At 44.0% G+C, this 13077-nt stretch carries 16 protein-coding genes and 1 pseudogene; 8 read left to right on the top strand and 9 right to left on the bottom strand.

All coding sequences use genetic code 11. From position 1 onward, the window contains the following. Positions 1-151: 151 nt before the first annotated feature. Entirely contained in the window at positions 152-373 is a 222-nt protein-coding gene (locus tag BIV60_RS06235) for a YuzB family protein (protein WP_071354866.1), read from the bottom strand. A gap of 289 nt (positions 374-662) precedes the next feature. Between BIV60_RS06235 and BIV60_RS06230 the strand changes: the two genes are divergently transcribed. Next, on the top strand, positions 663-1397 hold the full coding sequence (locus tag BIV60_RS06230) for an RsfA family transcriptional regulator (protein ID WP_071354865.1): 735 nt from the start codon (positions 663-665) through the stop codon (positions 1395-1397). A 229-nt stretch (positions 1398-1626) separates the two neighbouring features. On the opposite strand, the gene lipL is transcribed toward BIV60_RS06230, so the two are convergent. Both lipL and pta read right to left on the bottom strand, forming a co-directional pair. Next, positions 1627-2460 carry an octanoyl-[GcvH]:protein N-octanoyltransferase gene (gene lipL / locus BIV60_RS06225; RefSeq protein WP_071354864.1) on the bottom strand — a complete coding sequence of 278 codons (834 nt, stop codon included), beginning with the start codon at positions 2458-2460 and terminating at the stop codon, positions 1627-1629. Positions 2461-2752: 292 nt separating this feature from the next. Next, entirely contained in the window at positions 2753-3724 is a 972-nt protein-coding gene (gene pta / locus BIV60_RS06220; RefSeq protein ID WP_071354863.1) for a phosphate acetyltransferase, read from the bottom strand. A 245-nt stretch (positions 3725-3969) separates the two neighbouring features. On the opposite strand from pta, the gene hemQ reads away from it, so the two are divergent. After that, a complete protein-coding gene (gene hemQ / locus BIV60_RS06215; protein WP_071354862.1) occupies positions 3970-4713 on the top strand; it encodes a hydrogen peroxide-dependent heme synthase in 744 nt (247 codons plus the stop codon). A gap of 228 nt (positions 4714-4941) precedes the next feature. Continuing rightward, positions 4942-5406, top strand: a complete 465-nt coding sequence (gerQ, locus tag BIV60_RS06210; protein WP_071354861.1) for a spore coat protein GerQ — start codon at positions 4942-4944, stop codon at positions 5404-5406. A 140-nt stretch (positions 5407-5546) separates the two neighbouring features. Here the strand turns inward: gerQ and BIV60_RS06205 are convergent, their stop codons facing one another. The 6 genes from BIV60_RS06205 to mobA form a co-directional block, all read right to left on the bottom strand. Then, complete coding sequence (locus tag BIV60_RS06205; RefSeq protein ID WP_071354860.1) at positions 5547-5918, bottom strand: DUF423 domain-containing protein; 372 nt, start codon at positions 5916-5918, stop codon at positions 5547-5549. A gap of 19 nt (positions 5919-5937) precedes the next feature. Further along, positions 5938-6246 carry a YwdI family protein gene (locus BIV60_RS06200; RefSeq protein ID WP_071354859.1) on the bottom strand — a complete coding sequence of 103 codons (309 nt, stop codon included), beginning with the start codon at positions 6244-6246 and terminating at the stop codon, positions 5938-5940. A gap of 116 nt (positions 6247-6362) precedes the next feature. Continuing rightward, positions 6363-7382, bottom strand: a complete 1020-nt coding sequence (locus BIV60_RS06195; RefSeq protein ID WP_071354858.1) for a thiazole biosynthesis adenylyltransferase ThiF — start codon at positions 7380-7382, stop codon at positions 6363-6365. Between the two features lie 19 nt (positions 7383-7401). Continuing rightward, a complete protein-coding gene (gene moaD, locus BIV60_RS06190) occupies positions 7402-7635 on the bottom strand; it encodes a molybdopterin converting factor subunit 1 (protein WP_071354857.1) in 234 nt (77 codons plus the stop codon). Next, the gene (locus tag BIV60_RS06185; RefSeq protein WP_071354856.1) at positions 7628-8092 is read right to left on the bottom strand and encodes a molybdenum cofactor biosynthesis protein MoaE; all 465 of its coding nucleotides are present in this window, start codon (positions 8090-8092) and stop codon (positions 7628-7630) included. The genes moaD and BIV60_RS06185 overlap by 8 nt, the downstream gene beginning before the upstream one ends. 76 nt (positions 8093-8168) lie before the next feature. Beyond that, positions 8169-8810 carry a molybdenum cofactor guanylyltransferase gene (gene mobA, locus BIV60_RS06180; RefSeq protein WP_256218308.1) on the bottom strand — a complete coding sequence of 214 codons (642 nt, stop codon included), beginning with the start codon at positions 8808-8810 and terminating at the stop codon, positions 8169-8171. An 87-nt stretch (positions 8811-8897) separates the two neighbouring features. Between mobA and BIV60_RS29065 the strand changes: the two are divergent. The 5 genes and pseudogenes from BIV60_RS29065 to nosZ form a co-directional block, all read left to right on the top strand. Continuing rightward, positions 8898-9002, top strand: a pseudogene (locus tag BIV60_RS29065) (pyridoxal kinase); the annotation flags it as partial. 314 nt (positions 9003-9316) lie between these two features. Next, entirely contained in the window at positions 9317-9664 is a 348-nt protein-coding gene (locus BIV60_RS06175; RefSeq protein ID WP_071354855.1) for a YojF family protein, read from the top strand. An 18-nt stretch (positions 9665-9682) separates the two neighbouring features. Beyond that, entirely contained in the window at positions 9683-10354 is a 672-nt protein-coding gene (gene bshB2 / locus BIV60_RS06170; protein ID WP_071354854.1) for a bacillithiol biosynthesis deacetylase BshB2, read from the top strand. A gap of 372 nt (positions 10355-10726) precedes the next feature. Next, a complete protein-coding gene (locus BIV60_RS06165; RefSeq protein ID WP_071354853.1) occupies positions 10727-11182 on the top strand; it encodes a hypothetical protein in 456 nt (151 codons plus the stop codon). A gap of 17 nt (positions 11183-11199) precedes the next feature. Next, entirely contained in the window at positions 11200-13071 is a 1872-nt protein-coding gene (gene nosZ, locus BIV60_RS06160) for a Sec-dependent nitrous-oxide reductase (RefSeq protein ID WP_071354852.1), read from the top strand. Positions 13072-13077 lie beyond the last annotated feature (6 nt).

The following is a 13077-nucleotide window of genomic DNA, read 5'->3' as shown; positions in this document are numbered from 1 at the left end:
TCGCTTTCCGCGGGCGGTCAGGTGAGCCTCCCCTGCCCCGTGCTCCCGCAGGAGTCTTCGAGCCTTCCGCTCTAATCAACTTGGCTTCAAAATCAACTTCATACTACTAAACCAAAAAGAAAAACCACCCAGGTACATTTCAAAGGTGATTTTATTTAAGCTTCTTATTAATCTTTCCCATTAATTCCTCTTCCGATAAAGCCGCAAGCGGGCGGTTGTTCACGAACGCAAAGGTCTTTTTTCGGCCCGGACCGCAATAGGATTGGCAGCCAATCTTGATTTCAGCATTCGGGTCAATCTCTTTCAAACGAGGGATTAATGTCTTTAAATTTACGGCCTGGCAGTCATCACAAACACGAAATTCATTGGACATTTATTACAACCTCTTTCCATTTTTAACAAAAGCTTTATATTATTTTAGCCAACAAACCGCTGCAAAAATCAGCTTTTTGTTGAAAAAGTCGACATTTAACTCCATTGGTATTTTACAGTTTCTTGTTTTTGATTGCAAGGTGCATCTCCTTAGTAAACTCTAATAAAATCTACTATCCTTGCAACATTTTGGTATAAAGCATGGAAAACTTGTCCATCCTAAGACTAGAACTTTTAAAAACTCGTCACAAACGGGTTCATTGTATTAAATATTTAAGGGAGTTGAAAAAATGAAAGTTCGTCAAGATGCATGGACAGATGAAAACGATTTACTTTTGGCCGAAACGGTCCTTCGTCATGTTAGAGAAGGAAGTACCCAACTGAACGCATTTGAGGAGGTTGGCGATAAACTAAACCGGACTTCTGCTGCCTGTGGCTTTAGATGGAATGCCGTCGTGCGCCATCGTTATGAAAAAGCCTTGCAATTATCGAAAAAACAACGCAAGCAGCGCCAGCGGATTCTAGGAAAAGACCAAGGTGGCAAGAAGAAACTGCTTTACAATCCACCGGTTGTAGAGGAACTCGTTACGCTGGAGGTTCCAGTTGAAGCGGAAGAATCGTTTGAACTACCGGATATGAATACCGAAATGGCAGCGGAAACCTATACGCCTGCGGTACAAACCACTTACAGAACTGCACCTGCTTCGGCGTCAGGAGTTAGTCTTGATCATGTGATTGATTTCTTGCAAAACTTTAATCATTCCAATCTTCAAAATGAAGCACTAAAAAGTGAGAATGAAAGATTAAAGCGTGAAATTGCCGATTTGAAACGCCAAAACGATGAAATGTCGAAGAAAATTGAAGGTTTAGAGCAAAATACTGAAACGATTCAAGAAGATTATGAGACCTTAATGAAAATTATGAACCGTGCCAGAAAGCTTGTTCTCTTTGAAGAAGAAGAACGCCCGGCAACTACGAAGTTTAAAATGGACCGCAATGGCAACCTGGAAAAAGTAGCTGAGTAGAAAAAAGGTAAAGGGAGAAGCAAAGCATCCTCGTTAATTTAAAAGCGGAAGCGCCTTGGTCAGAGGCGACAAGTACAAGACGAGCCGGCGAGAAGGTTACTCTTTAACCTTCTTGATGGATTGGCTTGTGACCTAGAACCCTAGGACGCTTGCGCTGGACAATTCTCAAAGTCAAAATACATTTTTTTATACAACAAGAAGCCGTAAATCCATCATGGTATACGGCTTTTTACATTTTCTCATTGCGATCAATGACCCGCCCGTAGTAACCCGGGAAGAGCTCAAGCTCATAGTCATTTAACTGACCGGCATATAAGAAGTCACTATGACCCTTTAGTTCGTTTAACAGCCGAAGCATCACATCGGCAATGGTGAAATTTTGGTCCAGCAGTTCCGAAAGCGAAGCCATCACTTCGGGGACTACCTCCGGATAAGCAAATTTCGTCGCCTCACCCGCTTTAGCCATCTCATAAAATTGTTTAATAAGCTCAGCCCGTTTGCTGCCGCTGCCATTGACACAAAGGTAAATTTGCACTGCAACCCCCTTTTTTAAACGGCGCTGCGAGATGCCGGCAAACTTTTTCCCATCAATGCTCAGGTCATAGCTGCCAGGGCAATAGGATCCGATGATCTCCCTTGCTTCAATCGACCGGTCTGCAAAATCGGCAAACATTTGTTGAATAAGACGCCACATCGTATCATAGCCGCGGTTGATATCAATCCCTTTTTCCGTTTCTGGAAGAATCAGCGAGATATTCAATACCCCTTCATCCAAGACAACCGCTAAACCGCCTGAGTTTCGGACAATTGTCTGAAAGCCTTGCTGTTCAAGGAATTCCCTTCCTTTTTCTAAAAACGGCAGCCTCGTATCCTGAATGCCGAGGACAATTGTATTGTGGTGAACCCATGTCCTTGCTGTTGCCGGTGCATTACCGGTCCCGACGGAGGCGCAAAGGGTGTCATCTGTCCCAAATGACTGCAGAGCAGGAAAATGAATACCCACAGCTGACTGATCAATGACCCGCCACTGTGGCTGGCGCAGTAAATGGAGTGGTTTTTCCATTAGTGACACTCCTTTTTATTTAAAAATCCTTGTTTATTATACCAAAATGATTAGCCGAGTAGCCATTTGGGGAAGATATCAACACAATTTTTACGGATAACGACAGATTTTAAGAATATATCAACACAGTTTGGCGGAAAATCAACATAAATTTAATAGATATCAACAATTCCCCGGCAAGCCAGCGAAATCAACCAATCGCAATATCTACAAAATTACAAAATTATACAAAAGCCACACCTCTCAGCATAAAAAAAGCCAGCCCCCTAAAAAGGACCAGCTCCATAACCGATTATAACCCCTGTGCCGCCGTAATCAGCGCAAGCTTATAGACATCTTCTTCATTACAGCCGCGAGACAAATCATTCACCGGTTGATTCAACCCTTGTAAAATCGGCCCAACCGCTTCAAAGCCGCCTAAGCGCTGGGCAATTTTGTAGCCGATGTTTCCAGCTTCAAGGCTCGGGAAAATAAATACATTCGCATCCCCCTGCAGCACAGATCCAGGCGCTTTGCTTTTCGCAACAGACGGCACAAATGCTGCATCAAACTGGAACTCGCCATCCAAAACAAGTGACGGTTCACGACGCTTTGCTTCCTCCATCGCAGCGATAACCCGTTCCGTCTCCTCAGACTTCGCCGAACCCTTAGTGGAAAAGCTAAGCATTGCCACACGAGGGTCAATATCAAACATCGCAGCAGTTTTCGCACTTTCAAGCGCGATTTCCGCCAAATCCTGGCTGTCTGGCGCAATATTGATGGCGCAATCGGCAAACACATATTTCTCGTCACCGCGGACCATAATGAATACACCAGACGTCTTTTGCACGCCTTCTTTTGTTTTAATAATTTGCAGCGCAGGGCGTACTGTATCGGCCGTAGAGTGGGCCGCACCGCTGACAAGGCCGTTCGCTTTATTTACATACACAAGCATTGTGCCAAAGTAATTTTCGTCCAATAAAATCTTGCGCGCATCTTCTTCGGTTGCTTTACCATTACGACGTTCGACAAACGCCGAAACAAGCTCATCCATTCCCGCATAAGTCGCCGGATCATAAATTTCTGCCGCATCCAATGAAACACCAAGCTCTTTCGCCTTCGCTTGAATATGCTCAATGTTTCCTATCAAAATTGGAGTCATTAATTTTTCTGATGCAAGGCGGCCGCACGCCCGAATAATCCGCTCATCCATCCCTTCCGGAAAAACAATTTTCAAATCGCAGCCGGCAATTTTTCGCTTTAAACCTTCAAATAAATCACTCACGTTAACTCCTCCTCTAATAACCTATCTTTTATAAGCATACTTAACCAAAATGAATAATCAAGGTCAACCCTTATAGAGAACGTTTTCATAAAAAATAATTTTGTATTCAAAACAATCTAATTTTTATTATTTGTCTTTTTTAATAAACTTATCCAATTCTTACGTAAATGAAGTGTTTTATTCAAGCCATTTGGTCAAACTATGATATAGTATAAATGGTTAAAATTGAGTGAGGAGTGATCATAATGAGTGAAGCAGCACAAACGCTTGACGGCTGGTATTGCCTGCATGATTTCCGTACGGTCGATTGGACAACCTGGAAAATGCTATCCAGCGACGAACGCCAAGCAGCCATCCACGAGTTTCTAAGTCTAGTTGAAAAGTGGAACACTACCCAGGAACGCAATGAAGGTAGCCATGCATTATATACAATCGTTGGTCAAAAAGCCGATTTTATGATGATGATTTTAAGGCCGACAATGGAAGAGCTAAATGAAATTGAAAACGAATTCAACAAAACAAAATTGGCTGAATTCACCGTCCCGGCTCATTCCTATGTATCTGTTGTCGAACTCAGCAACTACCTGCCGCAAGGAGAAGACCCATACCAAAACCCGCAAATTTTGGCCCGCCTGTACCCAAAATTGCCGAAAGCAAAGCATGTATGCTTCTATCCAATGGATAAGCGCCGCCAAGGTAATGACAACTGGTACATGCTTCCGATGGAGGAGCGCAAAAATTTAATGCGCAGCCACGGAATGATTGGCCGTACATACGCAGGCAAAGTTAAGCAAATTATTACAGGTTCTGTTGGCTTTGACGATTACGAATGGGGCGTTACCCTATTTGCCGATGATGTTCTGCAATTTAAGAAGCTTATATATGAAATGCGCTTTGATGAAGTCAGCGCCCGCTATGGTGAATTCGGCGCCTTCTTCGTCGGCAATATTCTCGAAGAAGAACGCGTACCCGGATTTCTTCACGTTTAGGCCATTAAGTCCTCAGTCACTGGGGACTTTTTTCAATTTTAAGCAAGTCATATTTTTTCCTCTCCACACATACTTATAAAACAGCGAGTCTAAGAAAAGCTCTATCCAACTCGTAAAGAGAGGTGACAATCAAACATTGCACCTGCCCTATTGCAACCAAATGGGGATGAGTGGAGTAAGAATAGAATGTTTGGCCTTATCGTCATTCATATTTAGGAGGGGAAAAAGATGAGTCAATACTATCCACAAGGGTTTCAACCCTATACAGGAGTAGCAGGACAGCCGGGAGCACAACCGCAGCAGCAGGCGTTCTTTCCACAAACAGGAGCTCCGTCATTTCCGCCGGTCAGCACTGGTGGCCCATTATCGACCACCCCAGGTGCAGCAGGGCCAAAACTGCCCGGCCAATTACCGATTGAGCAATCCTACATTGAAAACATTTTACGATTAAATAAGGGCAAACTCGTCACCGTATTTGCCACCTTCGAAGGCAACAGCCAGTGGAACGCCAAAACCTTCAAAGGCATTATCGAGGCCGCAGGGCGTGACCATGTCATCCTCAGCGATCCACAATCTGGCACTCGCTTCCTCATTCCAATGGTTGCCGTTGACTACATCACTTTCAGCGAAGAAATCGAATATGAATATCCATTCGGAAGTGCGCCTGGTATGGGCACATATCCACCAAGATAAGCACAAACAACACCAATTGGAACCCCCAATTGGTGTTTTATTTCTTTTTAAAAAGGTCGCAAGCCTAGTTTCCAAACGAATACAGTGCCTTGAAAGTTTCCAACAAAAAAAGCACTGGAGCCTCGCCCCAATGCTTATTTTTATAAATGCTTCACGGCCCCAATCACCACTAAAATCCACGCTGCCAAGAAGCAAACGCCGCCAATCGGAGTAATCGCACCTAAAATTCCGATTTTGGTTACACTTAAAACATATAAGCTGCCGCTGAAGAAGATAATGCCAATCAGCATTAACCAGCCGGACCAGGTAAATAACGAGCTGTCTGCCACTTTTGCCAGCAGAAGACCGACCACCAAAATTCCAATTGCATGAAACATTTGATAGGTTACACCCGTTTTCCAAATCTCCAAATAATGAGCGTCCAGCTTATCCTTTAGTCCGTGTGCTCCAAAAGCCCCCAATGCCACGGCCAAAAAGGCATTAATCGCCCCAACAATAATAAAAGCCTTCATCCTTATTCCCTCATTTCTTTTAGAAATCAAACAATGAATCGCCATTTGCTTCGTCGCCCAAATCCAATTTTTTCGATTGATTGCTGGCGGCTTGCTGTTGAAAAACAGGCTGCTGGAAGGCAGGCTGCGCCATCACCGGCTGCTGGATCATCGCTTGATTGGATACATCCATCTTGGCCGGTATTTCCCCTTTTTCATCGAGGATGAGTTCGCATAATATTTTAATCGAGTAAACTCGTTCCCGCAAGCTTTCTCCCTTGGGGCTTACTTTTGCAGACTGCAATTCGTCTTCGATTTTCGCCAATAATTTTTGAACTGAAATATTCAAAGATCCTCACCTCACATTTCCGTACATTTTACGACAAATTCACCAATGTTTCACGTGAAACATGTCAGATCTTGCCATGCCATAAAAAAGAGACTGTAAAGTTCAGTCTCTACATTCTATCCTAAAATCTTTTGATACACTGATTTCGCGTGCGTCAAATCCTTCGTTCCGTGAATGAGGGCACGCCCGTCCTTAAAAAGGACCATACGCTCTTCCCCGAGTTCAACCGATAGCAAATAAGGATTTCCTTTCACTTCATATCCCAATGCACGAAGCTGCCCGGATAAGTTTTCAAGCGAAAGTTCTCCGTTACCCGCGGGGCGGATTTGCACTGTATCCCTGCCGCAAAGTACAGTCGTCTTTGTAGTATTTTCCTGATCCAAATAGGGATAGGTCGGGTGGTCGCCGCATGACAAGCATCCGGCAAACTTCGCCTTTGACATTTTCACGCTGGTGTATTGATTTCGCCACAAATCAAAGCTGACAAAGGACGCCCGAACTGCTTCCCAATCCCCAACAAGAATTTTTAGCGCCTCTGCTGTTTGATGGGCAATCACCATCTGCACCGCAGGCGAGATAATCCCGCCCGTATCACAGGTCATTCCCTGCAGTGGAATCGTTCGCAATAAGCAATTAAGGCATGGTGTTTTTCCGGGAAGAATCGAAAAACTCATCCCGAAGCTTCCCACACAAGCCCCGTAAATCCAAGGAACTTTGTACTTTTGCGAAACATCATTGATAATCATGCGGATCTCAAAATTATCCGTCGCATCGATGATGAGGTCGGCCTCACGGGCTTCTTCTTCCAGCCACTCAGCGGTTGCCTCACCTATGACAGCGTTAATCTTTACATCGGAGTTAATCGCCATTAACCGTTTTTCCGCTGCGGCCGCTTTAGGGAGCTTTTCGGCTACATCTTCTTCCGTATAGAGCTGCTGTCGCTGCAGATTGCTCGGCTCCACATAATCGCGGTCGATGATGGTCAGCTTGCCGATACCGGACCGCACCAGGATTTCAGCATTCCCCGAGCCGAGCGCCCCGGCGCCAATCATCAGTACATGTTTTTGGCGGATTTTTTCCTGCCCGGCTTGTCCAATTCCCGGAAAAAGAATCTGCCGCGAATACCGATCATTCATTTGTAAACCCCTCCCCAAATCAACCACCGCTAACTGGTGGTATAAAGGCAATGACGTCACCGTCATTGATGACCTCGTCATTGGAAGCAAATTCTTCATTAATTGCCGTCATAACGGTATCCATTTTGGGCAAGTTGTAAATAGCGGTAAGTTCAATTTTCAAATCGGAGACTGTTTTTCCAGCAGCCTTTAATGTCAATGATTCTTCCCCCACTGCATCCCGCAAATGTGCAAAAAACAATACCTTATTCATGTAAGTCTTCCTCCTCCGGTTTACCGGATGGGTAAGCAACGGTTTCTAGCTGATTCCCCATCCATTCTTCTCCATTTTCCCAATGTTCCTTTTTCCAAATTGGAACAATCTCTTTAATTCGTTCAATCGCATAGCGGTTCGCTTCATAGGCATCGGCGCGGTGCGGTGTTGAAACCGCAATGACGACGGCCACATCGGTAATATCGAGTTTGCCGACACGATGCGTGATGGCCACTTTCGAACCTTCCCAGCGTTCTTCAATTTCACGGCCAATCTGCTCCAATTTTTTAACCGCCATCGCCTCATAGGCTTCATATATAAGAAACAACGTTTTTTTCCCCTTGGTCAATTCACGGACCGTCCCGATAAACGTTGTAATCGCCCCAGCCTCACGTTGGACCACCTTATCAATTACCGCTTGAATTTGAATCGGCTCTTTCGAAATTTCATAGTTCATATCATCACCCTTTTTCGCACCACATTTTATCGTTATTATAGTGATTTTCGTCAGCTTCGGCAAATAATCACAATTGTCAGTTATCTTGTTTTGCCCATTTTTTTGCTTGCTCGTATTCCTCCGGATCGTTCATATTGAAAAAGGTAAGCTCTAACTTCCGGATGCTATACTCCGGAAGGTCCTTTTCCGTCAAATACAAGGCATGCAGTTTTTCAAAAAGCTCAGTCATCCTTAGTTTCCCTTTTTCGAGACTTTCCGCAATCACCGGTAAAATTCTTTTATGATAAACAGCGAATAATGGTTGTTTCTTTCCGTCGATGACAGGGATGACAGCATCGAAACCGTCGTTTTTTGCTGCTATTTTTTCGGCAAGCGAACCGGAAATAAACGGCATATCACAAGCCACGACCACATTTACTTCATGTGTCGATGCACTTAGGCCTGCCTGTAGACCCGCTAATGGACCCAAACCGGGAAATTGATCGGGAACCAACTTCACTCCTAAAAACCGGTAGTCATCAGGATGATTGGTGACGAGTATGATTTCTGCAAAAAAACCGTGTAGCTCCTCCACTATTCTTTCAATATTGGTTTTTTCATTTATTTTTAATAGGGCTTTATTCGTGCCCATCCTGCTTGATTTCCCGCCGGATAAAATAATCGCTGCTGCCTTCACCGCTTCACCCCGCTCCCGTTTAAAATAATTTGTTTTCCCCATTTTAAAACACTTTTTCCCCATTTGACAGCAGGAATAGATTTCCTTTGACACCCCTTAACAAAATACTGCTAAAAACTACTATATTTCGCCAAAGGTAAATCCGTTTATGAAGCTGTTCAAGTAGCAAAAGACTTTGTCTCTGCCGGTATCCGCCGCGGCTTCCGTTTGAACGAATTTGTAGGACCAACCTAGAACGGTGCTTACCGTGAAGGGTTAAATAAATAATTAGTTAGAGCGAATGGCTTGAGCCATTCGCTTTTCAATTTGTGAGTCGAGCAGCTATTTGCTGGTTGCCACGAGCTAAACGCCAGTTGGAGACAGTCTTGCGCCAGTTACGAGCCCTTTTCCGCCAGTCGCCCCTTCTTCAGTACTCACCATCCACCACTCTATTTTTTCAAGCTTTCCCTTCGCTTTTTTTTACTGATTTTAGTATGATAGTTACATTATTAATTACAATAGAAAAGTAGATAATATACATTTTAGTATCGGGAAAGGAGCCACAGGTTATGGAATTAATTGATGTTGCCAAAGTCCAGCAAGTGATCAACAACTTTGCACATAAAGATGTCTATCTTCACCTTGAAACCACGAATGGAGCTTATGCCTCACACTTCGATCAATCATTTTTTTCTGCAGGCGCCTATATCCGCAATGCCCTTGTTCAATATGAATTAGGAAAAATCACCGGAAACGGCCCCTATCGAATTGGTTTAAAAATCAATCTCGGCTGGGTCTATGCAGAAGGACTCACCCATTTTGAAATTGACGAACAAAACCGCCTTCTTCTGGCCGGCCACGACAGTAAAGGAAAACTCGCCGTTGCCCTGGAAATCAGCAACACTCCATTTGAATAAAGGAAGGAGAAAACCATAATGGAAAAAGAACGTCAGGTATTAGTCATTTTTCCGCATCCGGATGATGAAGCATTTGGGGTATCCGGCACTATTGCCACTCATGTCGAGAATGGAACCCCCGTCACCTATGCTTGTTTAACATTGGGTGAAATGGGTCGAAACATGGGAAATCCCCCTTTCACCAACAGAGAAAACCTTCCTAAAATCAGAAAAGAAGAGCTAAAAAACGCAGCAAATGCAATTGGCATTCAGGATTTACGGATGCTTGGATTCCGTGATAAAACGGTTGAATTTGAGGATGAAGAAAAGATGACAAACCTCATGTCATCTTTAATTGATGAGTTGAACCCATCACTCATCATTACATTCTATCCCGGATATTCCGTCCATCCCGACCATGAGGCGACCGGTGCGGCTGTCGTTCGGGCTGTTGAAAAAATCCCTGCTTCCGCACGGCCGAAATTACATTGTGTAGCCTTTTCAAATAATTGCTTAGAAGAGCTTGGTGAAGCCGATATTATCAATGATATTTCCACTGTTGCCGACAAAAAGCTTGCGGCCATGAGGGCACACCGCTCACAAACTGAGCAAATGCTTGGCGACATGACTGAAAAACTCAAAAATCAAGATCCGCAAGTCCTGGCTTGGATTAATAACGAACGCTTTTGGACATATAAATTTGCAAAATAGAGGCTGCCCTAGGAATCTGGGGCAGTTTTTTTTATAGGTCAAGTAGAACCCATTTAGACGACCATTTATGAAATTCGAAGCTGCGATCAGGCGACTAGAACCCCTCTAGTCGTCCGTTTTTCCAATCAGTAACCGCGTTCGGAAACCCCCTCTTCCCCCATGGTATAAAATTTCTTTTTTTAAAAAAGTAGCAAGGTTCACTAAACGGTTTCACAAAACATTCATTTTTCAAAAACCGCGCCATTACTACGGTTGACGAGCCCTTTCACAGAACGTTCACACACCCGATTAAAGGTGTGAGAAACATCACATTTTTAAAAGCCTTCTCTGAATAGGATAAAACTGTCATTCCAAATAAAAGGAGGGAAAAAAGTGAATAAGGCAATCATCAATTTTGTTATTAGTCTTTTCGTCGGATTTGGCCTTGGGTACCTAGTGTTTGATGTGATCATGAAGGATTCCGGACCCCAGCAGCCCCAAGTTGCAGCACACTCAGAAACAGGAGCAAACACAACCGCTAAGAATCAAGGTTCAGAATCGAAAGAATCGGCCGTAACCACTACAGCGGCAAACCTGGACAACATTCTTTCCAAAAGAGGCTGTCTAGGCTGTCACTCAGTTGAAGCACTAAATCTTAAAGGCGGTCAAGTAGGTCCGGACCTATCTCATGCCTTTGTAGAAGTGAAAGACAAACATGGCATGCCAATTGAAAAATTCCTAACAAAACCAAACTCTGCGGTCATGTCCGGGGTACTTGGAAAAAATCCATTAACGGATAACGAGCGCAAGCAAGTACTCGAACTACTTAAAAAAGCATCTGAAAAATAAAAAGGTGGTGTAACCGAATGAAAAAATGGATTCCAATCGCATCTGGTCTAGTAGCCGGCTTTGTGGCAGCGACCATTTCCTTTGCCGACTTATCCTCCACATCAAAAACGACGGAAGCGGCCAACAGCAGCACAAAGAGCAATGCAGAAAAAGTGTATGTTCCTTTTGGACAAAAGGATGATTATTATCTCGTTGATTCCGGCGGTCACTCGGGACAGCTATTTATCTATGGCGTTCCATCCATGCGGGAAATTCGGACAATTCCAGTTTTCTCACCGGATTCGGCAACAGGTTATGGCTTTGACCGAAGGACGAAAAAAATGCTTGGCGGTTATACATGGGGAGACCTTCACCATCCCGCCTTCTCGGAAACCAATGGCGATTATGATGGTAAATTCCTATTTGCAACCGATGTGGGCAACAGCCGTGCGGCAGCCATTAATTTAAAAACATGGACCACACGAGACATTATTAAAGTTCCGAATACGGCTGGCCCGCACTGTGCCGCATTCGTAACTGAAAATACCGAGTACATGTTCTTGCCAACCCGCTTCGCGGTGCCGCTTGGACAAAAATATGAATCGCTGGATGATTATCATTCAAAATACCGCGGCGTCATGTCCGCCGTCACCTTTGATCAAAAGAAAGAAAAGCTCAAAATTGCTTATCAAGTTGCGCTTCCGCCTTGGTCTTATGACTTATCGGACGCTGGTAAGAAAAGCTCAAAAGATTGGGCTGTGATAACTACCTACAATACCGAAGAAGCCACAACCACGATGGAAATCAATGCATCACATGCGGACCGTGACTACATTGTTCTTTTCAACTGGAAAGAGCTTGAAAAAATGGTCAAGGACGGCAAGTACGAAGATGTAAACGGGCAAAAAATGATCTTCCCGGAAAAACAAAAAGGCGGAATTTATTTAGTCCCTGTTGCCAAATCTCCACACGGTGTCGATGTTACACCTGACGGCAAGTACTTTATTGCTTCGGGAAAACTTGCACCATCGATGACCGTGTTCTCATTTGAAAAAGCCTTTAAAGCAATTGAAAACAAAGATTTCTCTGGGGAAAGAAATGGAATTCCGGTTCTAAACTACAAATCTGTCATGGAACGGGAAGTAAACCCGGAAAACGCGCTTGGACCGCTTCATACGCAGTTTGATGACAAAGGGATGGCTTATACAACGATGTTCATTTCTTCCGAAGTAGTGAAATGGAATCCAAAAACAGGCGAAACATTAGACCGCGTACCAGTACAGTATTCTCCAGGACATTCTGTTGCGGCGGAAGGCGATACGGTTTCTCCTGACGGACATTGGCTTGTAGCGCTAAACAAACTGGCAAAAGATAACTTCTTATCTGTCGGGCCTTCCCACCCTGAAACAATGCAGTTAATTGATATCAGCGGCAAGATGAAAGTGGTGGATACCGTTCCAGTTAACCCTGAACCGCACTATGCACAAATGATTAAAGCAGACAAAATCAAGTCGATTAATGTGTATCCGAAGGATCCGAAGAATCCGGACGCCATTTATAAAAAGTCCGATACAAGAATTGTTCGCAAGGGCAATGAAGTTCATGTTTACGGTGTTGCCCTCCGCTCAAGATTTATCTTCGATCATAAGGCAAAACGGCCGGACATGATTGAAGTAAATCAAGGAGATCATGTATTTATTCACTTGACCAATATTGATATGGATGAGGACATTACCCATGGATTCGCCATCAATGACTATGACTTAAACATGGAAGTTCAGCCTGGCGAAACGAACACATTAGAGTTTACCGCTGATAAAGCCGGTACCTTCCCTCTTTATTGCACAAACTTCTGCTCTGCGCTGCACCAGGAAATGAATGGTTACTTCCTTGTTAAACCAAAGAATTAAAAGAGA

This window comes from Bacillus sp. MUM 116, assembly GCF_001866655.1.
Lineage (GTDB): Bacteria > Bacillota > Bacilli > Bacillales > Cytobacillaceae > Neobacillus.
This window is presented reverse-complemented; position numbering and strand designations above follow the sequence as displayed.

Excerpts from the sequence above, each read along its gene's own strand:
- BIV60_RS06235 (WP_071354866.1), bottom strand. The coding sequence starts at position 373 with ATGTCCAATGAATTTCGTGTTTGTGATGACTGCCAGGCCGTAAATTTA.
- BIV60_RS06230 (WP_071354865.1), top strand. The coding sequence starts at position 663 with ATGAAAGTTCGTCAAGATGCATGGACAGATGAAAACGATTTACTTTTG.
- lipL (WP_071354864.1), bottom strand. The coding sequence starts at position 2,460 with ATGGAAAAACCACTCCATTTACTGCGCCAGCCACAGTGGCGGGTCATT.
- hemQ (WP_071354862.1), top strand. The coding sequence starts at position 3,970 with ATGAGTGAAGCAGCACAAACGCTTGACGGCTGGTATTGCCTGCATGAT.
- gerQ (WP_071354861.1), top strand. The coding sequence starts at position 4,942 with ATGAGTCAATACTATCCACAAGGGTTTCAACCCTATACAGGAGTAGCA.
- BIV60_RS06205 (WP_071354860.1), bottom strand. The coding sequence starts at position 5,918 with ATGAAGGCTTTTATTATTGTTGGGGCGATTAATGCCTTTTTGGCCGTG.
- BIV60_RS06195 (WP_071354858.1), bottom strand. The coding sequence starts at position 7,382 with ATGAATGATCGGTATTCGCGGCAGATTCTTTTTCCGGGAATTGGACAA.
- moaD (WP_071354857.1), bottom strand. The coding sequence starts at position 7,635 with ATGAATAAGGTATTGTTTTTTGCACATTTGCGGGATGCAGTGGGGGAA.
- BIV60_RS06185 (WP_071354856.1), bottom strand. The coding sequence starts at position 8,092 with ATGAACTATGAAATTTCGAAAGAGCCGATTCAAATTCAAGCGGTAATT.
- mobA (WP_256218308.1), bottom strand. The coding sequence starts at position 8,810 with ATGGGGAAAACAAATTATTTTAAACGGGAGCGGGGTGAAGCGGTGAAG.
- BIV60_RS06175 (WP_071354855.1), top strand. The coding sequence starts at position 9,317 with ATGGAATTAATTGATGTTGCCAAAGTCCAGCAAGTGATCAACAACTTT.
- bshB2 (WP_071354854.1), top strand. The coding sequence starts at position 9,683 with ATGGAAAAAGAACGTCAGGTATTAGTCATTTTTCCGCATCCGGATGAT.
- nosZ (WP_071354852.1), top strand. The coding sequence starts at position 11,200 with ATGAAAAAATGGATTCCAATCGCATCTGGTCTAGTAGCCGGCTTTGTG.